Source organism: Novosphingobium resinovorum (genome assembly GCF_001742225.1).
Lineage (GTDB): Bacteria > Pseudomonadota > Alphaproteobacteria > Sphingomonadales > Sphingomonadaceae > Novosphingobium > Novosphingobium resinovorum_A.
The window spans coordinates 167,902-191,962 of record NZ_CP017076.1 but is presented as its reverse complement, the minus strand read 5'-3'; the positions used below and the strand labels follow the sequence as shown (position 1 = coordinate 191,962).

General features: G+C 66.3%; 22 protein-coding genes. 10 read left to right on the top strand and 12 right to left on the bottom strand.

Features of this window, described 5'->3' with window-relative positions:
* Window positions 1-83 precede the first annotated feature (83 nt).
* Entirely contained in the window at window positions 84-1,226 is a 1,143-nt protein-coding gene (locus tag BES08_RS18600) for an acyl-CoA dehydrogenase family protein (protein ID WP_036525218.1), read from the top strand.
* A 53-nt stretch (window positions 1,227-1,279) separates the two neighbouring features.
* Here the strand turns inward: BES08_RS18600 and BES08_RS18595 are convergent, their stop codons facing one another.
* The 5 genes from BES08_RS18595 to BES08_RS18575 all read right to left on the bottom strand — a co-directional run bounded on the left by BES08_RS18595 (window position 1,280) and on the right by BES08_RS18575 (window position 7,141).
* Window positions 1,280-2,287: a phosphotransferase family protein gene (locus tag BES08_RS18595; protein WP_036525220.1), complete on the bottom strand. Its 1,008-nt coding sequence runs from the start codon at window positions 2,285-2,287 to the stop codon at window positions 1,280-1,282.
* Window positions 2,284-3,204 carry a DUF7064 domain-containing protein gene (locus tag BES08_RS33695; protein WP_036525222.1) on the bottom strand — a complete coding sequence of 307 codons (921 nt, stop codon included), beginning with the start codon at window positions 3,202-3,204 and terminating at the stop codon, window positions 2,284-2,286. The genes BES08_RS18595 and BES08_RS33695 overlap by 4 nt, the downstream gene beginning before the upstream one ends.
* Before the next feature lie 22 nt (window positions 3,205-3,226).
* Complete coding sequence (locus tag BES08_RS18585; protein ID WP_162177373.1) at window positions 3,227-3,961, bottom strand: FadR/GntR family transcriptional regulator; 735 nt, start codon at window positions 3,959-3,961, stop codon at window positions 3,227-3,229.
* Window positions 3,962-4,088: 127 nt separating this feature from the next.
* On the bottom strand, window positions 4,089-6,299 hold the full coding sequence (locus tag BES08_RS18580; protein ID WP_162177374.1) for a TonB-dependent receptor: 2,211 nt from the start codon (window positions 6,297-6,299) through the stop codon (window positions 4,089-4,091).
* A gap of 182 nt (window positions 6,300-6,481) precedes the next feature.
* Window positions 6,482-7,141, bottom strand: coding sequence for a class II aldolase/adducin family protein (locus tag BES08_RS18575; RefSeq protein WP_036525223.1), 660 nt, complete (start codon window positions 7,139-7,141; stop codon window positions 6,482-6,484).
* Between the two features lie 112 nt (window positions 7,142-7,253).
* Between BES08_RS18575 and BES08_RS18570 the strand changes: the two genes are divergently transcribed.
* Genes BES08_RS18570 through BES08_RS18540 form a run of 7 tightly spaced genes read left to right on the top strand, consistent with a single transcriptional unit; the run spans window position 7,254 to window position 13,779 of the window.
* Window positions 7,254-8,531 (top strand): aromatic ring-hydroxylating oxygenase subunit alpha, encoded by a 1,278-nt coding sequence (locus tag BES08_RS18570; RefSeq protein WP_036525224.1) that lies wholly within the window; start codon window positions 7,254-7,256, stop codon window positions 8,529-8,531.
* Window positions 8,524-9,027, top strand: coding sequence for an aromatic-ring-hydroxylating dioxygenase subunit beta (locus BES08_RS18565; RefSeq protein WP_069709350.1), 504 nt, complete (start codon window positions 8,524-8,526; stop codon window positions 9,025-9,027). Before BES08_RS18570 ends, BES08_RS18565 begins: the two co-directional genes overlap by 8 nt.
* A 17-nt stretch (window positions 9,028-9,044) precedes the next feature.
* Complete coding sequence (locus BES08_RS18560; RefSeq protein WP_036525226.1) at window positions 9,045-9,950, top strand: VOC family protein; 906 nt, start codon at window positions 9,045-9,047, stop codon at window positions 9,948-9,950.
* A complete protein-coding gene (locus tag BES08_RS18555; RefSeq protein ID WP_036525227.1) occupies window positions 9,943-10,689 on the top strand; it encodes an SDR family NAD(P)-dependent oxidoreductase in 747 nt (248 codons plus the stop codon). Before BES08_RS18560 ends, BES08_RS18555 begins: the two co-directional genes overlap by 8 nt.
* Before the next feature lie 19 nt (window positions 10,690-10,708).
* Complete coding sequence (locus tag BES08_RS18550) at window positions 10,709-11,557, top strand: alpha/beta fold hydrolase (protein WP_036525356.1); 849 nt, start codon at window positions 10,709-10,711, stop codon at window positions 11,555-11,557.
* Window positions 11,558-11,571: 14 nt separating this feature from the next.
* Entirely contained in the window at window positions 11,572-13,158 is a 1,587-nt protein-coding gene (locus BES08_RS18545; RefSeq protein WP_036525357.1) for a long-chain fatty acid--CoA ligase, read from the top strand.
* A gap of 12 nt (window positions 13,159-13,170) precedes the next feature.
* Window positions 13,171-13,779: a TetR/AcrR family transcriptional regulator gene (locus tag BES08_RS18540; RefSeq protein WP_051586787.1), complete on the top strand. Its 609-nt coding sequence runs from the start codon at window positions 13,171-13,173 to the stop codon at window positions 13,777-13,779.
* Here the strand turns inward: BES08_RS18540 and BES08_RS18535 are convergent, their stop codons facing one another.
* Complete coding sequence (locus tag BES08_RS18535; protein WP_051586788.1) at window positions 13,780-14,523, bottom strand: MerR family transcriptional regulator; 744 nt, start codon at window positions 14,521-14,523, stop codon at window positions 13,780-13,782. It lies immediately after the preceding gene.
* 126 nt (window positions 14,524-14,649) lie between these two features.
* Between BES08_RS18535 and BES08_RS18530 the strand changes: the two genes are divergently transcribed.
* On the top strand, window positions 14,650-15,765 hold the full coding sequence (locus tag BES08_RS18530; protein WP_036525228.1) for an alkane 1-monooxygenase: 1,116 nt from the start codon (window positions 14,650-14,652) through the stop codon (window positions 15,763-15,765).
* A gap of 124 nt (window positions 15,766-15,889) precedes the next feature.
* Here BES08_RS18530 and BES08_RS18525 read toward each other — a convergent pair whose 3' ends face one another.
* The 6 genes from BES08_RS18525 to BES08_RS18500 all read right to left on the bottom strand — a co-directional run bounded on the left by BES08_RS18525 (window position 15,890) and on the right by BES08_RS18500 (window position 22,956).
* The gene (locus BES08_RS18525) at window positions 15,890-16,702 is read right to left on the bottom strand and encodes a tyrosine-protein phosphatase (protein WP_036525229.1); all 813 of its coding nucleotides are present in this window, start codon (window positions 16,700-16,702) and stop codon (window positions 15,890-15,892) included.
* A gap of 94 nt (window positions 16,703-16,796) precedes the next feature.
* Entirely contained in the window at window positions 16,797-17,927 is a 1,131-nt protein-coding gene (locus tag BES08_RS18520; protein ID WP_051586789.1) for a phosphotransferase family protein, read from the bottom strand.
* A complete protein-coding gene (locus BES08_RS18515; protein ID WP_036525230.1) occupies window positions 17,924-18,430 on the bottom strand; it encodes a hypothetical protein in 507 nt (168 codons plus the stop codon). The genes BES08_RS18520 and BES08_RS18515 overlap by 4 nt, the downstream gene beginning before the upstream one ends.
* Window positions 18,427-19,392, bottom strand: a complete 966-nt coding sequence (locus BES08_RS18510) for a DUF7064 domain-containing protein (RefSeq protein ID WP_036525231.1) — start codon at window positions 19,390-19,392, stop codon at window positions 18,427-18,429. The genes BES08_RS18515 and BES08_RS18510 overlap by 4 nt, the downstream gene beginning before the upstream one ends.
* A 12-nt stretch (window positions 19,393-19,404) precedes the next feature.
* Window positions 19,405-21,771 (bottom strand): TonB-dependent receptor, encoded by a 2,367-nt coding sequence (locus tag BES08_RS18505; RefSeq protein ID WP_051586790.1) that lies wholly within the window; start codon window positions 21,769-21,771, stop codon window positions 19,405-19,407.
* Window positions 21,772-21,840: 69 nt separating this feature from the next.
* Window positions 21,841-22,956, bottom strand: a complete 1,116-nt coding sequence (locus BES08_RS18500) for an alkane 1-monooxygenase (RefSeq protein ID WP_036525232.1) — start codon at window positions 22,954-22,956, stop codon at window positions 21,841-21,843.
* A gap of 282 nt (window positions 22,957-23,238) precedes the next feature.
* Here BES08_RS18500 and BES08_RS18495 point away from each other — a divergent pair, with 282 nt between their 5' ends.
* Complete coding sequence (locus BES08_RS18495) at window positions 23,239-23,994, top strand: SDR family NAD(P)-dependent oxidoreductase (protein ID WP_036525234.1); 756 nt, start codon at window positions 23,239-23,241, stop codon at window positions 23,992-23,994.
* Window positions 23,995-24,061 lie beyond the last annotated feature (67 nt).

Here is a 24,061-nt window from a genome sequence, read left to right as displayed (position 1 = left end):
ACAGGTTTACAATATGTGATTTCATAGGCTAACCCGAGGGGCGACGGGGCGACATACGATCGCCGCCAAAAAGGGATGATGCCATGTTGGAACGCGATGCCAGCCACCTTTTCGACGAAGACCTCCGGCTGTTTCGCCAGACCGTGCGCCGCTTCGTCGAGCGCGAATTCTCGCCCCGGGTGGAGGAGTTTGAGGACGCCGGAAAGGTCGCCCGCGATTTCTGGCTGAAGATGGGCGAGGCCGGGTTCCTGTGCCCCGGAATTCCCGAGGAGTTCGGCGGTCTTGGGCTCGACTTCCGCTTCAATGCCATCCTCAACGAGGAACTGACTTATGCGATGATGTCGGACAGCGTGACGCTGCAGTCCGACATCACGATGCCCTATCTGCTGCACTACGCATCGGACGAACTCAACGCGCGCTGGCTGCCGGGCATGCTGTCGGGCGAGACAGTGTCCGCAATCGCGATGACCGAACCGGGCGCAGGCTCGGACCTGCAGGGCGTGCGCACCACGGCGCGGCGTGACGGCGACGAATACGTCATCAACGGCTCCAAGACCTTCATCACCAACGGGCAGAACGCCGACGTCATCATCACGGTATGCAAGACCGAGCCGGAACTGGGCGCCAAGGGCACCTCGCTGATCTTGGTCGAAGCGGACCGCGCCGGGTTCGAGCGCGGGCGCAATCTCGACAAGGTCGGGCAGTGGATGGCGGATACCTCCGAACTGTTCTTCAACGACGTGCGCGTTCCCGCCGGCAATCTCATCGGGCAGGAGAACCGGGGGTTCATCTACCTCGTCAGCGAACTGGCGCAGGAGCGTCTGTCGATCTCCATCACCGCGCAGACCGCCGCGCAGCGCGCCTATGACGAGGCGGTCGCCTTCACCCGCGAGCGCAAGGCGTTCGGCAAGGCGATCATCGATTTCCAGAACACCCGCTTCACCCTCGCCGACATCAAGGCCAAGCTGCAGGTCGGTTGGGCGCACCTCGACTGGGCGATCGAGCGCCATGTGCGCGGCGAACTGACGGCGGAGGAAGCGGCGGCGTCGAAGTACTGGCACACCGAGATGCAGTGGCTGGCCTGCGACGCGGCGCTGCAACTGCATGGCGGCGCCGGGTACATGAACGAGTACCCGATCGCCCGCATCTGGCGCGATGCGCGCGTGCGCCGGATCTACGGCGGGTCGAGCGAGATCATGCGCGAATTGGTCGGCCGCTCCCTGTGAGCGGCCGCATCTAAGCGGCTAGGCCGTCCGGCGTAGAGCCGGACGGCCGCGCATCAATCCCGGCAGTAATGCGCCGCTTCGGCAAGGAAGCGCGCCTCGTGCGTGGGATCGGCGAAGTAGGAATCGTGCCCCGCGAGGCGCGAATAACGATAGAGCGCCGCCAGCTTGAAGTTCACCATGGCCTGATACCAGCGGATATCGATCGCCTCGCCCCCGGTCTGCGCAAAGTAGCGCGCGATCACCGTTTGCGGCTCGGGGCAACCGGCTTCCAGCAGCGCGGCTGCCAAATCCTGCACCGGCGTATGGCACGCCCCTTCGCGCGGGAGCGAGCAGGCGAGATAGGCAAGGTCCAGCAGCGGATCGCCGACGGTCGCCAGTTCCCAGTCGAGGATGGCGACGAGCCGGGGCACCCCCTCGCCGCTCCACATGACATTGCCGAGGCGCATGTCGTTGTGGATGATCGCCGCGCCGGAAGGCTCGGGCACCCTGCCCTCCAGCCATGCCGCGACTTCGCGGAACGCCGGGGACGGCTCCTCGCGCCCGTCATCCAGCATGCGCGCGAATATCCGCAGGTGGCGCGCGTTGAAGGCTTCCGGCCTAGCCTTTCCGGCAAGCGGGGTGGCGCTCCAGTCGATGCCGTGAAGCTGCGCCATCGCCGAGACCAGTTGCCCGGCCATGCCCTCGCCGACACTCTCGCCGGTAAAGGCGGCCGGAAGCGTCTCGGTGACGACCACGCCGTCAACCATGTCCATGATGTAGAACGGCACGTCGAAGACCGCGCCCGCCTCGGCCGTTGCCAGCACGCCCGGGACGGGGACGCCGTGCGGGCCGACGATGCGCAGGAAGCCCGCCTCGCGCAGCACGTCGTTGCTGCCCGGTGGGAACGGCGGCGGCGGCGGGCGGCGCAGCACCATGCACCGCCCGCCCGTGTCGAGGCGGAACGTCAGGTTGCTGTGCCCGTCGCCGATCGGCGCGATGCGGGGTTCTTCGTCGGCAAGGTCATGCTCGCGCAGGAAGGCATGCAGGCGCTCGCGCGTGGGCGCGTCGAAACTCCAGCTCAACGGGTTGCTCCGCTTTCCACCAGATGGTCGAGGTAGGCCTGCTGCCAATGCGTCTCGTACTGCCCCGCCGCCGCCGCGCCGTCGATCGACCCGATACAGGCGGCTTCCTGGATGAGCGTGCCGAACTTGTCCTTGGTCGGCAGCTTGACGAGGCCGAAGCGCTGCAGTTCGAGCAGGCAGGTTTCCCCCGCAGTATCGACGATCTCGGCACGCAGGGTGTCCTGGCTCATGTCGTCGCGGTATGTGCCGTGCTGGCGGATCGTGGCGATCGGCGTCAGCGCGCCGTCGCGCACAACATAGCCCCCGCAGCCCAGTTCCCCGCGCGCGATCCAGATCCAGCCGTTTATCATGCGGCTTCCATCGGGCGTATAGGCGCACAGCCACTTCCAGTGCTGCGGCACGCCCCAGTTTCGGTTGCCCCAGCTGTGATCGCGGTGCGCCATGCCCGAAAGGTCGATCATGCGCCCGCCCGTGCGGATGCTGCCCTCGATCCGCCCGGTCTGCTCGTAGCGGTTGAGCGCGAACCATGCGGGCAGCCCATCGGGATTGTCATGATAGCTGAAGGGCGGATGGCTGCCGGTGAAGGTGAAATCCAGTTCCACGCGCTCGCTGCGATAGCTGACTCTGGCCGGCTCTCCGAAGCCGGTCTTGCGCAGTTCCAGCCCCTCGAACGACAGCGCGTCGAGGTCCATCCCCGCAGGTATCTCGCCATTGACGAGTTCGAGCAGCAGCGGCCGCTTCTCCTCCCCCCAGAGCACCACGTTGAAGCCCGCCTTCCCGGCGCTGGTCAGGTAGAGATAGGCCTGAAAACCGAGCTTCTGCTCGGGCAGGATCGTCTGCCAGAACAGGGAATCCCGCATGCGGCCGCTGTCGTCGGCGGGGTGGCGCAGATGATCGCGGGGGGAAAAGCGCGACATGAAATCTCCTTCGTGGGCTCGCTCAGGCGTCCGGCTTCGCTGCGCTGTTCACGCGGGAAAGGACATAGCGGGTGGTCTGCGCATAATGCGCCGTGAGGATACGCGCGGCCTCGGCCGCGTCGCGCGCCCGCAGCGCGGCGACGACGGCGCGCCGCGGGGCGACCAGTTCGATCTCGCTGGTCAGGCGGTAGACGCGCAGGACGTCGGCGACGATCTCGGCGACGGAATCGATCAGCATCGACAGCACGAGATTGTGCGAGGCCCGGCCCAGCACCCGGTTGAACTCCACCAGCGGATCGATCGTCGCCAGCGGATCGCCCATTTCCAGGCAGCGCACGGTTTCGGCGATATTGGCGTCGAACGCGGCAAAATCCTCGTCATCGGCGCGCTGCGCGGCCAGTTCGGCAGCCTGCATCAGCAGATTGACGCGCACCGCCATCAGGTCTTCCAGCGGCATGCGGCCCAGCACGATCATGTCACGGATCGACTGGCCGACGCCCTCGCCGCTGCGCTCGCGCACGAAGGCACCGCCGTTGACACCTTTGGCGAAGCGCAGCACGCCGGACATTTCCAGCGTCCGCAACGCCTCGCGCACCGCATGGCGGCCGACATGGAAGGCTTCGGCCAGGGCGCGTTCGCTGGGGAGCCGGTCTCCCGGATTGAGGCGCTGGGCGCCTATCTCGTCCAGGATGGCGTCGCGGACCCGTTCGAATATCCGTCGCCCGCCCGCGGCGCTCCCTTCGGCATGCATCGTCATGGGACTGCCCGCCTTGCTTCGCAGGTGCCGCGTTCGTTGGACGGTCGCCCGGCAGGCCGGGACCGGGCGCGAGGGTTCGATCCCTGCGCCACAGTCTCCACCCCATGCCTGCCGGGCCGCCCCCATGCTACATCGCCCAGCCCAGCGTCAGGCCGTAAGTGCGCGGCTGGCCGTAGATGCTGATGACCTGCCCCGGCAGCGCCAGCACCGTGCGGCGATAGTTCACGTCGAAGGCGTTCTGCACCCATGCGCTGAGGCGCCACTGGCCGGTGCGGAAGGTCACCCGCGCGTTGCTCAGCACATAGCCGTCTTCCGAGGTGAACGGGATCGTCGTGCCATAGGCAAGTTCGCCCTGTCCCGGTTCGTGGAAGAAGTCGCTGAGCATCGCCACGTCGCCGTGCAGCGTCAGGTCGCTGTCGCCGCCGGTGTGGATGGTGTAGTCCGAGCTGACGTTGACCGAATGCTTGGGCGCACGCACCATCGTCGTGCCCGAGAAGTCCAGCGCTCCGGTCGAGTAATCGAGGTACTTGGCGTCGGTATAAGCATAAGCCACCGCCACGCGGAAATCGCGGATCGGCTCGATCGTCACATCCAGTTCGGCGCCCTTGATCCGGCTCTTGCCCGCGTTGGTGATGAGCGACGGCGTCGATCCGTCCGGCAGCTGCGTGACCCGCGAGACCTGCAGGTTCGAATAGTCGTAGCGGAAGACCGCCGCATTAGTCTGCAGCGCGCCGTTCAGCCAGGTGCTCTTCACGCCGATCTCGTACGCCTTGATCTTCTCGGGATCGAAGACTTCGGCCGCCTGTGCCGCCGTCAGCGGAGTGTACTGGTAGCCGCCCGACTTGAAGCCCTTGCTGAAGCTGGCGTAGAAGTTGAGGTCGCGGTTGGGCTGGTACGCCAGCACGAACTTGGGATCGAACGAGGTGAACTTCTTGGTTGGGTTCACCTGATCGAAATCGGCGCGAACCAGCGGCAGCGTGTCCGTGGTGCGGCCGCCCAGCGTCGCCTTCTTGCGGTCCTCGGTATAGCGCGCACCGGCGGTAAACTTGAGTTCGTTGCTGATGTTGAAGGTCGCCTGACCGAACCCGGCAATGCTCTTGGTGTCATAATGGCCGAAGGTCTGGTCGACCGATCCGGCCCCCGCAACGCTGTCCGCGCCGTAGCGGAAGAAGTCCTCGTGGTAGCTCTTGTCCTTGTAGAAGTAGACGCCGACGATCCAGTCTACCAGCCCGCCCAGCGACAGTGCGCCATCATTGGCAGAAACGAACCGCAGTTCCTGCGAGAACTGCTTGGAGTCCTCGTTGCTGATCTGGCGGATCACGTCGAGGCTGGTGTTATCGAAATCGCGGTCGTCGGTGTAGGTCATCTTGCGATAGGACGTGACCGAGACGAAATCGCCAACGTCCGTCGCCCAGTTGATCTTGCCGGTGAAGGCATCGATCTTGCGATCATAGAGCGGATCGGTGGTGTAGTACTGCTTGTAGGGATCGTCCGAAAGCTGCGGCACCAGCCCGGCGCGGCCCAGCAGGATGCCGTAGGGATTGGTGGTGCTGCCGATGCTCTCGCCCTGGAACGAGCGGCCGGTATCGCGCGCGATCTCGCCGATGAGGTCGATCTTGATGGTCGAGGTCGGCTCGATCGCCAGACGCAGGCGGCCGCCCCAGTTGTTGACGCCCTGCGGGTGATTGCCGGTCGTCAGGTTGGTGATGTAGCCCTGCTGCTTGGTGCGCCACGCCGCGATGCGGCCCTTGATGACATCGCCTGCGATCGGGCCGGAAACGGCACCGAACAGGTTGTAGCTGTCGTAGTTGCCGACGCCTGCCTCGGCCTCGGCCTGGAAGTCGTCGGTCGGCCCCTTGGTGATGACATTGACGGCGCCCGCGATCGTGTTGCGACCATAGAGCGTGCCCTGCGGCCCCTTCAGCACCTCGACCCGTTCGATGTCCTTCAGCGCGCCGAGCACGCCGCCGGTACGTCCCAGATAGCTCTCATCCACGAACACGCCGACCGAGGATTCCGAACCGGGATCGAACTGGCGCGTGCCGATGCCGCGAATGTAGAGCTGCGGGCGCGCCGAGCCGAAGCCGCCGGCATAGAAGCCCGGCACGCGCGGCGCGATGTTGCTTATGTCCATGACGCCGGCGGCGACCAGCGCCTTGCTGTCGAGGGCGGAAATCGTGGCGGGAACGTCCTGCAGACGCTCGGCGCGGCGCTGCGCGGTGACGACGATGTCGCGCGAAGGGTCCGCCGCAGTATCCTGCGCTGCCTGATCCTGAGCAAACGCAACTTGCGGCATGGCGCATGCGGCAAGCAGAATCGTCCTGTACTTCAAGTTCATCCTCTTCCTCCCTCCGTTTGAGGTCCACCCGGCCACCGTCTGTCGCGGCATCCCGGATTTGGTTGGACCATTTATCAAGCTCGATTCAAAATCGTCAAGCTGTTTATCAATTACGAAATATTTCCGACAAGGTGTCTTCGAAAAACAAGGAATTTTGGGAATGTGGCGACCTCTTCCGAGGTCTACACTGAAATGAGCCAGTTCCACATTCTTTCGACGACTCCGCCTGACCAGACCTGCCGTGCGGCCGCTTCCTCGGCATTCAGACGGCCGCTTTCGGGGGCGAAGCCCATCATGCGCACGTCGCGCTCGATGCGGGCGGCGTCTTCGAGAAACCAGTTCAACACCGCCGCCTGCTCCAGCGTCTCCCCCGCAACGACGACGCCATTGCCGCGCAGGACGATGGCACTCCCCTCGCCCAGCGCCTCGGCGACGCGCGCCGCCGCACCATCGTCGCGGAGCAGGCGGGGATCGTCCCACAAGGCGGGGCCCGGCGCGAAGTATGCACCGATGCCGTGGCGCGCGGCCGGGACGATCCCTTGCGTGGACAGCGCCATGAGCGCAGGCGGCATCGTACGGCAGATCCCGCCGACGTCGGCGCGCCGCGCATAGATCGCCTGATGCACGCGCACTTCGCCCAGCACGCCTTCCGGCAAAGGCCCCGATATCGGCACGACGACGCCCGGCTCGTCCGAAACCAGCCCCATCGGCATCGCCGCGCAGACAAGGAAACTGTCTCCATCGAGCCGCGCCGAGCAATGCCCATAGGCATGCGCCAGCCCGCTGCGCCCCAGCGCCCGCGCGGCCTTGCGCACCAGATCTTGCCGCGCATTCGCCTCCATCGATCTCTCCCGCGTTGCCGGGTGTTGACCCCGGGTCCATCGCTTCTTACAAACCAAGTGCTCGGTTTGTTGATTCGTCTTGTAGCCGGGCCAATACGGGAGTCAACACGACATGGAGAGGATAACGACCGGGATCATCGATGATCCGGCGTCCAACAGGTTTCTCGTGCCGCGCCGGGTCTTCACCGACCGCGCCACGTTCGAGCGCGAATATGCGGCGATCTTCGACACTTGCTGGCTGTACCTCGGCCACGCATCCGAATTGCCCGCGCCCGGCAGCTTCGTGACGCGCAAGGTCGCGCGCAGGCCGATCCTGTTCACCCGCGACCGCGACGGCGAATTCCACGCGCTGTTCAACGCCTGCCCCCATCGCGGCGCCACGGTGTGCCGCGAGCGCAGCGGCAAGTCGCCGGCGTTCATGTGCCTCTACCACGGCTGGACTTTCGGTTCGGACGGGCACCTCAAGACGCTGCCCGGCTCCTCGGGCTATCCCGAGGGCTTCAAGACCGACCCGCAGAAGCAGATGGTCCACGTGCCGCGCATGGAGCGCGTCGGGGACTTCTTCTTCATCAGCTTCGCCCGCGACGGCGAGGATCTGGCGACCTACCTCGCGGGCGCGGGCGACTACCTCAAGCTGGTCTCCGAGCATTCCGCCAGCGGCATGCAGATCGTCGGCGGCACGCAGGAGTACGCCATTCGCGGCAACTGGAAGCTGCTCTCGGAAAACAGCTTCGACGGCTACCACGCCGCCTGCAACCACTCGACCTACCTCGAATACCTCAAGAGCGCGAACGGCGCCCTCTCCGCCACGCCGCTTGCGGGCGACGCGTTCGACCTTGGCAACGGCCACGCCGTCGTCGAATATTCCGCGCCCTGGGGCCGCCCGATCGCCAGTTGGGTGCCGCTGTGGGGCGAGGAAGGCAAGGCCGAGATCGACGAAGTCTACGCCGAACTCGTCAGCCGCGTGGGCGCCCCGCGCGCCGACCGTATTGCGCGCAAGAACCGCAACATGGTGATCTTCCCCAACCTGGTGGTGAACGACATCATGGCGATCACCGTGCGCACCTATTTTCCCACCGCGCCCGACTACATGGAAATCAACGCCTGGGCCCTCGCCCCGCGCGAGGAAAGCGAGTGGCGGCGCAAGTACCGGCTCTACAACTTCACCGAATTCCTCGGTCCCGGCGGCTTCGCGACGCCCGACGACGTGGAAGCGATCGAGAAGTGCCAGCAGGGCTACGCCACCGCCGGCGACGCGCTCTACAACGACATCTCCAAGGGCATGATCCGCTCCGACGCCCCCTCGTTCGACGACGAGGCGCAGATGCGCTGCTTCTGGCGCGAATGGGACCGCCGGGTCACGGCGGCGAAAGTGATGGCCGATGCCTGAGATGATCGACGACACCCTGATGCTGCGCCTGCGCGTGGAAGACCTGCTGTTCGAGGAAGCCGACCTGCTCGACAGCTGGCGGCTCAAGGAGTGGCTGGCGCTCTATACCGAGGACGCCTGGTATCATGTGCCGCCCAGCGACGTGGACGGCGATACCGCCGATCCCGACACCTCGCTGTTCTACATCATCGACGACGCCGTGCGCATGCGCGAGCGGGTGTCGCGCCTGTCCAAGATCGGCGCGCATTCCGAGCACCCGCGATCGAAAGTGCGCCACATCGTCTCGAACGTGCGCGTCCACCGCGACGGCACGGTGATCCGGGCGCGGTCCTCGTTCATCATCTACCGCAGCAAGGACATTACCAGCGACGCCTTCGTCGGCCACTACATCCACGAGATCGTCGAGCGGGACGGCGCCTTGCGCATCGCGGGCAAGAAGTGCGTCCTCGACATGGAAGCGCTGCGTCCACACGCGCGCATCAGCATCATCCTCTGACCGGCGGGAGAGACGCCATGGACCATCCCCTTCGCTTCGCCCGGCTGGGCTACTGCCGCCTGCACGCGCCCGATCTGGAGCGCAGCATCGGCTTCTACCGCGACGTCGTCGGCCTGACGCTGGCCCGCCGCGACGATACCGAGGCATGGCTGCGCTGCGGCGACAAGCCTTACGACATTGTGCTGGGCGAAGGCCCGGCGGGCCTCGCCGCCGTGGGCTTCGAAGTGGAGAGCGAGGCCGATCTCGACCGCGCCCATGCCATCGCCGAAACCCTCGATCTCTCGCCCCACTGGGCCGACGAGGCAACATGCGCGCGCATGCAGGTGCGCCGTTCGCTGCGCTTCACCGATCCTATCACCGGCATGGAAATCGACTTCTTCACAGGCCTCGCGGTGACGGACGAACCGCTCGCCTCGCAGCTCACCAAGATCGTGCGCATGGGCCATGTCGTCATCAACGTTCATGACCTGAGTGCTGCGCACAATTTCTGGGTCGAGACGCTCGGCTTCGCGGTGTCGGACCGGGTGGAGGGCATGGCCGAATGGCTGCGCTGCTGGCCCAATCCCCTGCATCACAGCCTGGCCCTGCTGCAAAGCCCGACCGGCGCCAACACGCTGCACCACGTCAACTTCATGGTGACGGACATCGACGATATCGGCCAGGCCATGAACCGCCTCAAGGGCGCCGAAGTACCGATCGTGTTCGGGCCGGGCCGCCACCTGCCCTCGACCAGCGTGTTCCTCTATTTCCTCGACCCGGACGGCAACAGCGCCGAGTTCAGCTTCGGCATGGAACTGTTCGAGGAACAGGGCGCGCGGGGCCCCCGCGAACTGGAGCACAAGGCCGAAGTCATGGACACCTGGGGTGGCCGCCCCGACCCGCGCTTTGGCAAGGGTAGCCCGGTGCTCGCGCGTCATGGCTGACGGACCGCTGGCCGGACAAGTCGCCATCGTCACCGGCGCGGGGCGCGGGATCGGCCGCGCCATCGCGCAGCGGTTGCGGGCGGACGGCGCGCGGCTCGTGCTGGCCGATCTCTCGCTCGATGTTGCCGAAGCGCTGGCCGGGGAACTCGACGGGATCGGCTGCGGTGGCAATCTGGCGCAGGAGGCGGTCGCCCGCGCCCTCGTCGATACCGCGCTGGACACGCACGGCCGGATCGACATTCTGGTGAACAACGCGGGCGGCGGCATCATCGCGCCGTTCCTTTCGCATACGCCCGAAACCTTGCGAGAAACAGTGGACCGCAACTTGTGGTCGGCGCTCTGGATGTGCTGGCTGGCGCTGCCGCACATGAAGCAGGCCGGGTACGGGCGCATCGTCAACATCGGCGCGGATTCGGTGCGCAACGGCCTTGTCGATCATGCAGCATACAATGCAGCAAAAGGCGGCGTGCATGGCCTGACGACCGGCCTTGCACGCGAATTCGCGCAGGACGGGATCACTGTCAACACCGTAGCCCCCTGCGCCGTGCGCACCGAACAGTACGACGAGATCGAGGCGGTGAACCCCGATCTCATCCGCAAGGTCGTCGAGGTCATCCCGATGGGCCGCCCCGGCACTGTGGAGGAAGTCGCCTCGATGGTCGCCCACCTTGCCAGCCCCGCCGCGGCGTTCGTGACCGGACAGGTCATCAGCGTCAACGGCGGCACCACCATGCTATAAGCCTTCTGGGAGAACGATGATGAGCACGGATTCCGCAACCTTGATCAACCCCGAGATCGGCGAGCGCGTCGACGTGGGCGGCATCGGCACCAACTATATCGTGGCGGGTGAAGGCGATCCGCTGATCCTGATCCACGGCTCCGGCCCCGGCGTCACCGCCTATGCCAACTGGCGCGGCGTGATCCCCGATCTGGCGCAGCATTTCCGCTGCTATGCGCCCGACACGCTGGGGTTCGGCTACACCGATTTCCCCGAGGATATCGCCGGCTTCGACATGGACCGCTGGATCGCGCACCTGACCGGCTTCATGGACGCGCTGGGCATCGAGCGGGCGCACTTCATCGGCAACAGCTATGGCGGCGCGCTGGCGCTGGCGCTGGCGACGCGGCACCCCGAGCGGGTCGGCCGCCTGGTGCTGATGGGCGCGGCGGGCGTGCACTTCGAGGTGACGGAGGGCCTGCGCAAGGTCTGGGGCTACGAACCCTCGGTCGAGGCGATGCGCGACCTGATGACCACTTTCGCTTTCGACCCCGCGCTGGTGAAGGACGAGATCGTGCGGTCCCGCTTCGAGGCCAGCGTGCGCCCCGGCGCGCAGGAGGCGTTCTCCAGCCTGTTCCCCGAGCCGCGCCAGCGCCGGCTGGAAGCCCTCGCCACCGACGAGGCCAAGCTGGCCGCCCTGCCGCATGAAGTGCTGATCGTCCATGGCCGCGAGGACGTGATCGTCCCGCATGCCGTGTCGGAGCGCTTCCACCAGCTCATCCCCAACAGCGAACTGCACCTGTTCGGCCAGTGCGGCCACTGGACGCAGATCGAGAAGCGCGAACGTTTCGTGGCGCTGGTGACGCCCTTCCTGAAAGGCCCGCAATGACCATACCCGGCTCGATGCAGGCGCGCCCGCTCGCCATCATCGACATATTGCGCTTCGCCGCCAGCGCGCACGCCACGCGCGAGATCGTCTCGCGCAACGTGGACGAGCCGCTGTGGCGTTACGACTATGCCGCCTGCCTGCGCCGCGCCGCGCAGGCGGCGGGGATGCTGGCCGCTATGGGCGTCGCCTCGGGGGGCCGGGTGACGTCGCTGGCGTGGAACACGCACCGGCATTTCGAGCTGTTCTTCGCGGTCCCCGGCATGGGCGCGGTGCTGCACACCGCTAACCCGCGCCTGCCCGACGAACATCTGGTCTACACCATCAATCACGCGGGCAGCCGCGTACTGCTGCTGGACCGCAACATGGCGGCGACAGTTGCGCGCATACGCGACCGGCTGGAGCATGTCGAACGCCTGATCGTGCTGTCCGACCGGACCTGCGAGGGCATCGAAAGCTATGAAGACCTGATCGCCCCGCACCCAGATGCGCTGGACTGGCCGAGCTTCGATGAAAATGCTGCGGCATTCCTGTGCTACACTTCAGGCACCACGGGCGATCCCAAGGGCGTGCTCTATTCGCACCGCTCGACCGTGCTGCATGCCCTGGCGGGCGGACTGTCGGGCAGCATGGGGTTCAGCGCCTTCGACGTGGTGATGCCGTGCCAGTCGCTCTACCATGCGACCGCGTGGGGCCTGCCATTCGCCGGCGCGATCAACGGCGTCAAGTTCGTGCTCCCGGCCGACCGCATGGACGGTGCCTCGCTCGACGAACTGGTCCGCACCGAGGGCGTTACCTTCTCGGGCGGGGTGCCGACGATCTGGACGATGTACCTCGATCACCTCGACCGCACCGGGGGAGACACCGGCGCGCTGGAGCGCGTGTTCATCGCGGGCTCTGCGGTGCCGCGCGACATGGCGGTGGCCTTCGACCGGCGCGGCGTCGCGGTGCGCCAGATGTGGGGCATGACCGAGACGAGCCCGCTGGGCGTCGTCTCCGCCCCGACCCCCGCGCTCGCTGACCTCGGCGAAGAGGACGCGCGCGAACGCATCTGGACGCGGCAGGGGCGCATGCTGTTCGGGATCGAGATCGAGATCGTCGACGCGCAAGGCAGACCCCTCCCCCACGATGGCGAGACCTCCGGCGCGCTGATGGTGCGCGGACCATGGGTGCTGGACCACTACTACCGCAGCGAGGAAAGCGCCTGCGACGCGCAGGGCTGGTTCGATACCGGCGATATCGCCACGATCGACCGCTTCGGCTTCATGCGCATCACCGACCGCACCAAGGACGTCATCAAGTCCGGCGGCGAGTGGATCAGTTCGATCGACCTCGAAAACACCGCCGCAGGCTGCCCCGGCGTGAAGGTCGCCGCCGTCGCCGGGGTGCCGCATCCCAAGTGGGAGGAACGCCCGATCCTGCTGGTCGAGGCGCACGAAGGCGTCGCGCTGTCCGAGGCGCAAGTGCTCGATCACCTCGCCGCACGGGTGGCGAAATGGTGGATGCCCGACCGCGTGATCTTCGCAAGCGTGCCGCTGACCGCTACGGGCAAGATCGACAAGAAGGTGATCCGCGACACCTATCGCGATATCCTTGCCAGCTGAGAAGGACCGCGATTGCCGACCGAAACGAAACCACGCCGCACTCAGGCCGAACGCAGCGAAGCGATGCGCGCCCGGCTTGCCGCCGCCGCGTACGAGACGATCGCGCAAGGCGGCTTCAATGCCCTGCGCATGCGCAACGTGGCGCAGGCGGCGGGCGTCTCGCAAGGGGCGCTGATGCACCACTTCCCGGACAAGAACGCGCTGGTCCTCGCCGCCGTGGAGCAGGCGCTGGCGCTGGCCGAGCAGGACAGCGGCGTGGGCGACCTCGCGCCAGATGCATCGCCCGAAGCGGTCCTGCGCGCGCTGCTTGACGACCTGCACGGGTTCTTCTTCAGCGACCGCTTCTGGGTGGCCATCGGCATGACCATGGAAGCAGCCAAGGACGCGGAATTCTACCCCGTCCTGCGCGGCAGCGTCAGCGGGCTGCGCACGCCGGTCTATGAAGGCTGGAAAAACCGCCTCGCCGCCGCAGGCTGGAGCGAGGAGGAAGCGCAAGGGGCGGTGCGCTCGGCGGCGGCGATGATCTCGGGCTTCTCGATCCGCCGATTCTGGGCGGAACCCGATGCGCTGGAGGAAACCCTGACGCAGCAATGGATCGCCGAACGACTGGCGCGGCGCTGATCAGCCCTTCGCGCGAGGCGCGCGGGGCAGCTTCTTCACCTTGATCCCGGCGCCGTCGCGGGTGCGTTCGCCGATCATGCGCAGGAACGCGCGCTGGCGCAGGATGCCGAAAAAATCGAGCATCGAGGGCAGCGCCACTTCCAGCATCGCCGCCGCCTCATCCTCGCCCATCTGGCCTTCGACCTGTTCGAGGAACAACTTCGCCTCGTTCGCCGCGACGAATTCGGACGCCTTGACGTAGTAGTCGAGGATGTCGGGCGGGAAGCCGTGCTCCTCGTCGAAGCCGACGCTGCGCATGCGGCTCCAGATGTTGAGCAGCTCGGCATCGGTGATGCTGATCATCGGGCCGTCCTCGCCCTCGGCCAGTTCGATGATCTCCAGCTTCGCCAGCGCGCGGGCATCGCCCGGAGCCTTGGGGTTCTGTTCCGCGAGCGCCGCCAGCGACAGGTAGCCCTTGCGCACGCCGACGCGGCCGGACACCAGTTCCTCCAGATGGCCGAGCGCATTGGCACCGATCTGCCTCGTCCCGTTCTGCCCGCTGAGCGCCGCCTTGATCTGCGGCAGGGTCATGCGCGAATCCTGCTGCAGCTTGCGCACCGCGAGAATCGCGCGGACGTGCTCCTCGCCGTAATCGGCCACGTTGCGCGCCGGACGGTGCGGATCGGGGAGCAGTCCGGCACGGAACAGCACGCGGATGGTTTCGCGGTTCACACCGGTACGGGCTTCCAGATCACGCATTTTCATGGGCCTTCCATACGCATTCCAAGCGGGAATGTCTTGGCCGACCGAGATGCAATTTCACGGATTGCCATAACGCATTTTTTGCGTATATATATAACGCAATTATTGAGCATTCCTGTGGAGAGGAACATGGACTACTCGCGCTACTATCTGGGCGTGCTTTTGCAGGTGGCGGTGATCGCCAGCTTCATCGTCGGCGGGCCGTGGGTCTGGGTCGGCATCGCCAGCCTGCCCGCGTTCGGCCTTGTCGACAGCGTGCTGCCCAACGACTTTCGCGCCCGCCGCATCCGGCATGAAGGGCTGGTCGAGATCCCCGTGTGGCTCTGCGCGCTGCTGGGTCCGGTGATCTACCTTGCCGCCGCTTACTGGGCCGCACGCAATCCCGGCGCGAACGGGTGGGAATATGCAGGCGTCATCGCCTCGTGCGCGTGGCTGAGCGTGATCCCGCTGGTTCCCGCCACGCACGAACTCTACCACCAGCGCGGCAAGCTGCGCCGCCTTGTCGGCCGGTACTGCCAGGTCTGCTACCTCGACGCGACGCGCGAGATCGCGCACGTGGTGGGCCACCACATCCACGTCGCCACCACGCTGGACGGCGACACCGCGCCGCGCGGCACCAGCCTCTACGCCTTCACCCCGCGCGCGGTGGTGGAGAGCACGAAGGAAGCCTGGCGCTCGGAAAGCGACAATCTGGAGAAGATGGGCAAGGGCCGCTGGTCGATCGGCCACCGGGTATACCGCGCGGCGCTGGTGCTGCTGGCGTTCCACGCGATCCTGTTCGCGATCGGCGGCTGGCGCGCGAATGCCGTGGCGCTGGCCGGGATGATCGGCGCGCGCTTCTGGATCGAGAGCTTCAACTACTTCCAGCACTACGGTCTTATCCGGGTTCCCGGCACGCAGATCGACCGACGCCATGTGTGGAACCATCTGAAGCCGATCTCGCGCGTGATGGGCTTCGAGATCACCAACCACGCCGATCACCACACCAACAGCTTCGCGGCGTTCTACGAACTGGTGCCCGATCGGCAGTGGATCCCGATGCCGAGCGTGTTCGTGTGCTTCTTCTCGGCGCTGATCCCGCCCTTGTGGCACCACAAGGTCATCATGCCCGCGCTGCGCCGCTGGGACAACGAGATGGCCTCTCCCGCCGAGCGCGAACTGGCACGCGAACAGAACCGTCGTGCCGGATGGCCCGACTGGTTCGAGGACAAGCCCGTGGCCGAAGGACAGATGGCGGCGGCGTAAGGCCCCCTTCGTCATTGCGAGCGCAGCGAAGCAATTCAGGGCCGCGTAAACCGCCCTGGATTGCTTCGCTGCGCTCGCAATGACGAGGGAGGTGGCCTTTGAGTGGCAGCCTCGCCGCTCCGGATCAGGCCTGCAATCGCTGCCCGATCCGGTCCATGGCTCCCGATGGAAGCCCCGCCATCGCCTCAAGGTAGGCTGCGGGGCTTGCGCTGATCTCGCCGATCTTGGCGAGGCCGGCTTCCAGATACTCCGGCCGCACCGACATGGCTTCTTCCAGCACCCATTGCGAACCGCGAGCACGATCCTTGCCGAGCAGCGCGTCGAGCCCGGACTCGATGCGCTCCGGTCCCATGGCGTTGGTCAGCAGGTAGTCGTGGAACACGTCGTCGCGGTGGACACCGAGCGCGATTTGCACCAGCGCGACCGCCAGCCCGGTGCGGTCCTTTCCGGCGAAACAGTGGATCAGGGTGGCGCCGTCGTCCTGGTCCAGCGCGGTCACCAGATGGCCCATGGATTCGCGAAAGCGCGGACTGTCGGGCAGGATGCGGTAGATCCGCGTCATGTGCGCGACCACTTCCTCGATCGTCGTCATCTTCAGGAATGCGGCGACGGCGTGGGGGATCGTCTCGTCATGGGCGGTCGCCCGGCGGATCGCGCCGGCATAGCCGTCGAAGGCCCCGCCCCTTTCGAGCGTGCACTCCGAACCGGCGCGCAAGTCGATGATCGTTGCCACGCCGAGCGCGGACAGGATGCCCTCGAACCCCGCCCCCGCCGCTTCGAGCTGGCCCGAACGCAGCAGGCGCCCGGGCTTGAGCCGGGCGCCAGAGGCGGTGGCATAACCGCCGAAGTCACGCAGGTTGTGGACGGGCGAGCCCGCCGGAAACGCGCCCTGAAGAACCGGGGGGGTGCCGGTGGCCGGCTGGCTGTTCGATGTCATCACGCAAGAATCCCGTTGCTGGATTTCGAGGGGCCTTCTGGCAGCTTCGGCGCCTCGGGGTCAACGAAATGGTACATGGATTTACGATTCCCTGTCAGTGCCGCCCCTTCTCCAGCAGTGCGGTCAGGTGGCTCAGCACCACATGGGCGGAGGTCGCCAGCCAACTGAGCAGCGCGTCCTGATGGTTGTTGCCGTCGCGCGCTGCGGTAAGGCAGCTGGAGAGATCGATCACCGCGCATTTCCACGCGGCGAGCACGTCGTAGAAGAACAGCGCGGCCGGATCGACGGTGCGGCCCGAGGCCTTCTCGTAGGAGGACAGGAATTCGTCGCGCCGGAACAGGCCCGATATCATCGTCTCGCCATCGGCGCCGCGGTTGGCGAAGATCGGCTGGAGGTTCCACGCCAGATCCTCGTGGAAGTCGCCGACGTGCGCCAATTCCCAGTCGAGGATCGCGGTGACTGCGCCGCCCGCAGGGTCGAACAGGTAATTGCCGGTGCGGTAGTCTCCGTGGACCAGCACCGGGTCGGTGCAGGCGGGCAGGTTCTCGCGCAGCCAGCATTCGGCCAGCGCCATGATCGGGAAGGCATCGACGACGTCGTCGGCCCAGACCTTGGCCCACCAGTTGACCTGCCGAAGCGCCATTTCGTGCGGGGCACCGCCTGGCATCGCGAAGTCCGGCAGGGCGGCGGCGCGATAGTCGAAGCCGTGGATGCACACGAGGTTGTCGATGAAGGCGGGTGCCAGCAGCGCGATCCAGTGCGCGTCGAAGTCGGTGCGCAGACCCGAAACCGACGCGGCGGCCTGCGGTGGCTTGGCGACGCCGGGCACGAACGTCGTGACCAGCGCGGGCAGGCCGAAGGTGGCGCCGTCGATATCGGCATGGCGCACCTCGGGCACCGGCACGACGCCATGCATCGCACGCAGCACCTGATCCTCGCGGCGGCGGCATGTCTCGATGAGGCCCTCCAGCGGGTCCATGCGCAGGACGAGGCGCTCGCCGCCGTGGTCGAACACGAACTGCTCCTTGGAAGCCCCGCCCGCCATGCGCCGCAGGCCCGAGATGCTGCCGGGGCCATACAGGCTTTCGAGCGAGGCGGTGACTTGCGCGATGCTGCGCGGGATATAGGGACCGGTGAGGCGGCGGGCCTTCTTCTCCTCGAGGATGGCGAAGATGCGAGGTTCGATGGCCACGCAGGTATCGGTGGTTTCGGCGGTCAGGATCACCGGGCGGTCTCCATGGTCAGGTCCGCGATGCTGTGCAGTTCGGCGGGGTTGAGATCGAAACCGCTGGCGGCGAACCACGAACGATCGCGCAGCGACTGCCGCGTGCTGAAGGCGAGGACGCCGCGGTGCAGCGCCTCGCGGAAGGCGGGTTCGCCATCGCGCGCGGCGGCGCGCACGAGGCTGTCGGTCGCGCGCATCAACGCCTTGTAGTGCGCTTCCGCCGGACCATCCGCCACGCGCGCCTCGGCCAGCTCGGCAGCGGCGGCGCGGGTGGCCGGGCCGCCGGAGGGGGCAAGGCCCTCCAGCGTCGCCTCGATATCGGCAAGGCAGGTGCGCGCATAGCTTTCCGCCTTGTTCCACTGGATCGCCAGCAGCCGCAGATGCCCGACGATCAGCGCCGCCTGCTCTGCGGCAAGGCTGTTGAGCGGATCGATCGCCGGGCGCACCACGTCCTCCATGGCGCGCACCATCGAGGCGATCCTGAGGTCGATGTCAGGCGTCATGCCAGATCGCTGCGCAGGCGGTTGAGCGGGAAGCCCTCCAGATACGTGCCCACGCCGATCGCGCCGTCGCTGCGGTGCCAGCGCGCCATCGTGATCGGCGAGAGGTTGTTGCCGTAAGGCACCCAGGGGTGATGGACCAGCACCGAGCCGGAGACGGTATGCTCGCGGTCGTCGCGATCGACGATGGTCATTTCCATCGTCGTGGGGAACAGCCCCGGGCGGTGCGTGCGGACCGAGCCCGCCTTGGCCCCGCGCACTTCGCCGCCCACCAGCGCATAGCCGTGCTTGAAGACGTGCTGCTGCCCCACCGGCGCGGTGCGATCGACCGAGAAGATGCCGTGGAGCGCCAGCCCATCGTCGAAATGGGCATTGGCCCACAGGATCGGATGGAAGCCGTTCTCGGGACGCGGCCCCCAGCTGTGGTCCATGGTCGAGACGCAGTCGATCGCATGGGTCCGCCCGCCCAGCGAGAGCGAGCCCTTCATCCGCACCGTCATGTCGAAGTGCGCCGAATAGGCCGTCCCGAAGCCCGAGTTCGCCACCGCCGCCGCCGCGTCCGCGACGGCCATCGGGTCCATTGCGGGGTCATGGATGTCGTAAGGCTCCATCAGCGCACTGGCTTCGATGTGCAGCTTCACGCCGCCCGCATCGTAGTCGAGCACGTAGTCGCGGATCGAGGTGGCCTTGAACGACAGGCCGGTTTCCAGCCGGAAATCCTCGGCCCTGTCCACCAGCGGGTTGTGGTTGATGAGGTCGATGTAGACCGCATCGTCAGCGCTGAACCCTGCGCGGTCGATGATCTCGATGTCGCTCACCGTCGCGCCCACTCCGGCGCGGTGGACGATGTAGATGAAGCCGAAGATGTTGGCTTCGGGAATGTAGAAGTTGAAGTATCCGGTCTCGGCCCAGTCGGCGCGGCTGACGTCGGGAAGGTGCAGGCGGGTGTCCGCATCGGTAATCATGCGTTGCTCTCCTTAAAAACGGTAGCTGAAGGTGGCGCCGTAGGTCGCGGGGCGGCCGGTGTAGCGGACGTAGACGTCCTGGGTCTGGAACGCGCTGGTCCAGTAGTACTTGTTGAAGACGTTGCGGCCCCAGACCGAGAAGCGCCAGCTGTCGTCCGGCGCATGAACACCGGCGCGCAGGTCGACCAGCGTATAGGCCCGGATCGCCAGCTGCGGGATGTCGCCGATGCTCGCGGTGGTGCGGCTGTTGTAGTTCGCCGAGGCCCCGACGAAGCCCTGCATCGATGGCGTGAGCGGGAAATCATACCCCGCATCCGCCACCACCGACCACTTGGGCGAGAACGGGAAGCGCGCGCCCGAAAAGTCCGCCAGCTCGCCCGACTGGTTGAAGCCGGTGAACCGCGTGATCTCGGTATCGAGATAGGTACCCGCCACGTTCAGGTGCAGGCCGTCCGCCGGCTGGATCACCACTTCGAGTTCGGCGCCCTTCACCCGCGACTTGGGCACCTGCACCAGCGCATCGAGCGGCCCGAAGATCTGGTCGAGAATACGCCCGCGCAGCTGCTTGTCCTTGTAATCATAGTAGAACACCGCGCCGTTCAGCTGCACCGCATGGTCGAACAGCGGCTGCTTGAAGCCCACTTCGTATGCGGTGATCGATTCCTGCGCGACCGGCGCCAGTTCCTTGGCGGTGGCGGGCGCGACGGTGGGGAAGCTGCCCGCCTTGTAGCCCCGGCTGACGGTGGCATAGATCAGCCCGCGATTGCCGGTCTTGTAATTGACGCCCGCCCGCCACGACAGGTTGTCCTCGTTCAGCTTGGCCTTGAGCGGGGTGATGAGCGGAAAGCCCTCGGCGGTCAGCGAATAGCACTGCCCCTCGGCGATCGGCACCACCGGCTGGCCCGGGCGGATCAGCGTCTGCAGGAATTCGAAGATCGGCGCGAAGCTCTCGTTGCCGCCCGGCCCCGGCCCGACGAGCGCGCAGCTGGCGTTGTCGCGGCGGCTGTCGGTATAGCGCAGGCCCGCCTGCACCGTCAGGTTCGGGATCACCTCGTACTCGACATTGGCGAAAAGCGCCGCCGTCTTGATGAGGGAATCGTTGACCGGAGAGACGTTGCCGCCTTCCATCGGCCCGACGTAGTGCGTCGTCGCATCGGTGGCGTAATAGGTCGCGTGATCGCGCGTCTTGTCGCGCTGGTAATTGGCGCCGACGATCCAGCGCAGCCCCGCACTCGTGCCGGTCAGGCGCAGTTCCTGCGACAGCGAGGTGACCTTGCCGTCGGTCAGGATGTCGGCGATCTGCAGCGGTGTGGCGTCGTAGTCCTGGAAGGACTCGGTCCGATAGTGATTGTAGGCCGAGATCGAGGTGAGCGTGACCGTATCGCTCAGGTCGTAATCGACGCGCAGGCTCGCCTGCACGAAGCGGTCGTCGTGCTTGAGCGGGAACAGGTCGGTGGTCCAGTCGGCCGAGCGCGAGGTCAGCGGCTGCGGCGGCAGGGCGCGGATCGGCGCCTCGTTGGGATTGCCGGGCGCGCTGATGAAAGTCTCGGTGCGCTGCGGCGCCTGCGAGTCCGACTTGTCGAGCCAGCCGTTGACGTTGAGCGCCACCTTCAGCGTATCGGTCGGCTGCCAGTCGAGCAGCAGGCGGGCCTGCGTCTCGCGCCGGTTGCCCAGTTCATCACCGGTGCTGCTGCTCTTCTGCCACGGCCCGCTGCGGATGGCGCGGGCCGAGAAGCGCGCCAGCAGGTTGGGCGTGATCGGCCCGCTGACGAAGCCCTGCGCATCGATCGTGTCGAAGCGCGAATAGCTGAGATCGGCGCCCGCCTGGAAATCCTGCGTCGGCTTGGCGGCCACGAAGTTGATCGCGCCGCCGGTGGTGTTCTGGCCGAACAGCGTGCCCTGCGGGCCCTTGAGCACCTCGACCCGCGCCACGTCGAGCGCGGCGGCCTTGGTCATGGCGCTGAACGGCAGCGGCACTTCGTCGGTATAGACCGCCACGGTCGGCGGCGTGGCGAGCGAGAACTCGACGAAGCCGATGCCGCGCAAGGTGTAGATCGGGGTGTTGAACGGCGACGGCTGCGCGGTCAGGCCCGGCACGATCTTGGCGAGGTCGGCGGTGCTGGAAATCCCCGCCTGAAGAAGCTGCTCGCCCGAGGCCGCGGTGATAGACAGCGGCACTTCGTTGATCGACTGCGAGCGCTTCTGCGCCGTCACGATGATCTCGGCGATGCCGGAAGACGTCGGCGGCGCGGTTTCCGTGGCCTGCGGCTCGGCAGCCTGAGATCCGGCTGTTTGCGCCCAGCCCGGCATCGGCGCAAGGGCGCTGGACGCAAGAAGAAGCCGGGCGAAACGCCCGTTGCACGCGAATGCTCTGTTCATGATGTTCTCCCAATACTTTGTTCTGGTTTTATTTTTACTTGGTCTTCAAAAGCATCTTCGGGGGGAGGATTAGGCGGTGAGCGCGGGGCCGCTGCGGTCGGCGCTCGGTTCGAACCAGTCGGGCCAGCCGGCGCGGCGGTTCTGTTCGCGGGCCAGTTCGCGTTCTTCGGGGCTGGCCAGTTCGTTGTCCCAGCGGCGCAGCGCGGGCTTGATGATGAGATTGTGCCACAGGGGCGGGATCAGGGCCGAGAAGAAGCACACGAACACGCTCGGCATGCGGATCCACTGACGGTCCGGCACCAGTTCGTGATAGGCGGCGAAGCTGTTGGTGTGGTGATCGGCATGGTTGGTGATCTCGAAGCCGATCAGGCGCGAGAGCGGGCGCAAGTGGTTCCACACATGGCGCCGCGCGATCGGGCCTTCCTCCAGCCGGACGAGGCCGTAGTGCTGGAAGTAGTTGAAGCTCTCGATCCAGAAGCGCGCGACAATCATGCCCGCCAGCGCCACCGCATTGGCGCGCCACCCGCCGACCGCGAAGAGGATCGCCTGGAAGATCGCCTGCGCCAGCAGCGCCTTGTAGAGCCGGTGGCCGATCGACCAGCGCCCCTTGCCCTGTGCGGCAAGGCCGTCGCTCTCGGTCGTCAGCGCCTCGATCGTGCTGGAAAGCACGGCGCGCACGGTGAAGCCGTAAAGCGATGTGCCGCGCGGCGCGGTATCGCCGTCCTTCACGGTCGCGACATGGATATGGTGCCCCACGACATGCGCGATCTCGCGCGTGCAGTCGAGGTAGCAGACTTGCGCATAGCGGCCGACGAAACGTCGCAGCTTGCCGCGCTGGTGGTAAAGCTCGTGGCTGGACGGCACCAGCGGCACCACCGAAAGCCAGCCGAGTGAAAGAATGACACCGATGTACTGACCCGCGGTGGCATCGGGTGCGCGGACCACCCAGAAGGCGGCGGCTACGTAGAGCCCCGGAGCCAGGAATGTCGCCAGCCACACCGGCAGATCGGCGGCGAAACCGCGCTTCATCCGGCGCGCGGAAAGATCGTCCGGCAGAATGCTGTCTAATAGAGCAAGGGCCGGCAGGGACGCAATGCCCGTCCAGACCCAATATCCTCCCAACGCGAATCCGACATATGTACATAGCTGGACGAGCGCCGCTACATAGTAGCGAATACTGGACATGTTCCTCTCCTACATTTCATAGGATTTATTTTTATATTTTGTGTCTGGTATTTCTTACGCGGAGCATGCCGGGTTTCGGCACGGGGACATTTCCCCTGTGGGCCATCGGCGTCGCTGTAGTGGAATGTATTACATTACAGATGATGACCGTCAACTGATTTATCAATATTGCGTAAAATTTATACGCAGTCCAGACTGCGCCGCGCGGCGCCTTGCGGGATCGATTCCCCGGCAAGGCGCAGGGCCGATACGTCCCACAGGGACGACAAGGGAGAGAACTGCATGATACTCAAAGGAAAGACCGCCATCGTCACGGGCGGCGCGACCGGCATCGGCCGCGCCATCGTCGAGCGATTCCTGGCCGAAGGCGCGCAAGTCGCGATCGCCGACATCAAGGGCGCCGAGGACGCCGCCGCCGCGCTGGGCGCCAATGCCTTTGGCGTCGCCACCGACGTCGCCGACAAGGCCAGCACCGAATCGATGGCACGGGCGGTGACCGACCGGTTCGGCGGCATCGACATTCTCGTCAACAATGCAGGCATCTTCACCGGCCTCAATTACACCCCGATGGAAGCGATCGAGGTCGACGCCTGGCGCCGCATCATGGACGTCAACGTCATGGGCCCCTGGCTCTGCGCCCGCGCGGTGCTGCCCGCGATGCGTGCCGCCGGCGGCGGCAGGATCATCAACATCGCCTCGGTCATCGCCAACCTCGGCATCCCCTTCATGCTGCACTATGTCGCATCCAAGGGTGCGCTTGGCGCGATGACGCGCGCGATGGCGCGCGAACTCGGCGCGACGCAGAGCGGGATCCTGGTGAACTCGATCTCGCCGGGCTACACCCACTCGGACAACGCAGTCGCCAACGCCGACCAGCACGCCGCCTTCGAAGGCACCGCCGCCTCGATGCGCACGATCGCCCGGCCGCAGCAACCGGGCGACATCGCCGGCGCCGCGCTGTGGCTTTCCGGTCCGGACGGCGGCTATATCAACGGCCAGAACATCGCCGTCGACGGCGGCATCTTCATGACCCAGTGACGCAGTGCCTCCCCGCGCGTTACGCACGCACGGGGAGGCACTTCAGATATGGCTATGGCACCCTTGT

Bases quoted from the DNA above. Each gene is read 5' to 3' on its own strand.
- BES08_RS18505 (WP_051586790.1), bottom strand. From the start codon at position 21,771: ATGAACAGAGCATTCGCGTGCAACGGGCGTTTCGCCCGGCTTCTTCTT.
- BES08_RS18545 (WP_036525357.1), top strand. From the start codon at position 11,572: ATGCAGGCGCGCCCGCTCGCCATCATCGACATATTGCGCTTCGCCGCC.
- BES08_RS18565 (WP_069709350.1), top strand. From the start codon at position 8,524: ATGCCTGAGATGATCGACGACACCCTGATGCTGCGCCTGCGCGTGGAA.
- BES08_RS18510 (WP_036525231.1), bottom strand. From the start codon at position 19,392: ATGATTACCGATGCGGACACCCGCCTGCACCTTCCCGACGTCAGCCGC.
- BES08_RS18570 (WP_036525224.1), top strand. From the start codon at position 7,254: ATGGAGAGGATAACGACCGGGATCATCGATGATCCGGCGTCCAACAGG.
- BES08_RS18525 (WP_036525229.1), bottom strand. From the start codon at position 16,702: ATGACATCGAACAGCCAGCCGGCCACCGGCACCCCCCCGGTTCTTCAG.
- BES08_RS18550 (WP_036525356.1), top strand. From the start codon at position 10,709: ATGAGCACGGATTCCGCAACCTTGATCAACCCCGAGATCGGCGAGCGC.
- BES08_RS18515 (WP_036525230.1), bottom strand. From the start codon at position 18,430: ATGACGCCTGACATCGACCTCAGGATCGCCTCGATGGTGCGCGCCATG.
- BES08_RS18555 (WP_036525227.1), top strand. From the start codon at position 9,943: ATGGCTGACGGACCGCTGGCCGGACAAGTCGCCATCGTCACCGGCGCG.
- BES08_RS18495 (WP_036525234.1), top strand. From the start codon at position 23,239: ATGATACTCAAAGGAAAGACCGCCATCGTCACGGGCGGCGCGACCGGC.
- BES08_RS18580 (WP_162177374.1), bottom strand. From the start codon at position 6,299: ATGAACTTGAAGTACAGGACGATTCTGCTTGCCGCATGCGCCATGCCG.
- BES08_RS18600 (WP_036525218.1), top strand. From the start codon at position 84: ATGTTGGAACGCGATGCCAGCCACCTTTTCGACGAAGACCTCCGGCTG.
- BES08_RS18575 (WP_036525223.1), bottom strand. From the start codon at position 7,141: ATGGAGGCGAATGCGCGGCAAGATCTGGTGCGCAAGGCCGCGCGGGCG.
- BES08_RS18585 (WP_162177373.1), bottom strand. From the start codon at position 3,961: ATGACGATGCATGCCGAAGGGAGCGCCGCGGGCGGGCGACGGATATTC.
- BES08_RS18530 (WP_036525228.1), top strand. From the start codon at position 14,650: ATGGACTACTCGCGCTACTATCTGGGCGTGCTTTTGCAGGTGGCGGTG.
- BES08_RS18535 (WP_051586788.1), bottom strand. From the start codon at position 14,523: ATGAAAATGCGTGATCTGGAAGCCCGTACCGGTGTGAACCGCGAAACC.
- BES08_RS33695 (WP_036525222.1), bottom strand. From the start codon at position 3,204: ATGTCGCGCTTTTCCCCCCGCGATCATCTGCGCCACCCCGCCGACGAC.
- BES08_RS18500 (WP_036525232.1), bottom strand. From the start codon at position 22,956: ATGTCCAGTATTCGCTACTATGTAGCGGCGCTCGTCCAGCTATGTACA.
- BES08_RS18560 (WP_036525226.1), top strand. From the start codon at position 9,045: ATGGACCATCCCCTTCGCTTCGCCCGGCTGGGCTACTGCCGCCTGCAC.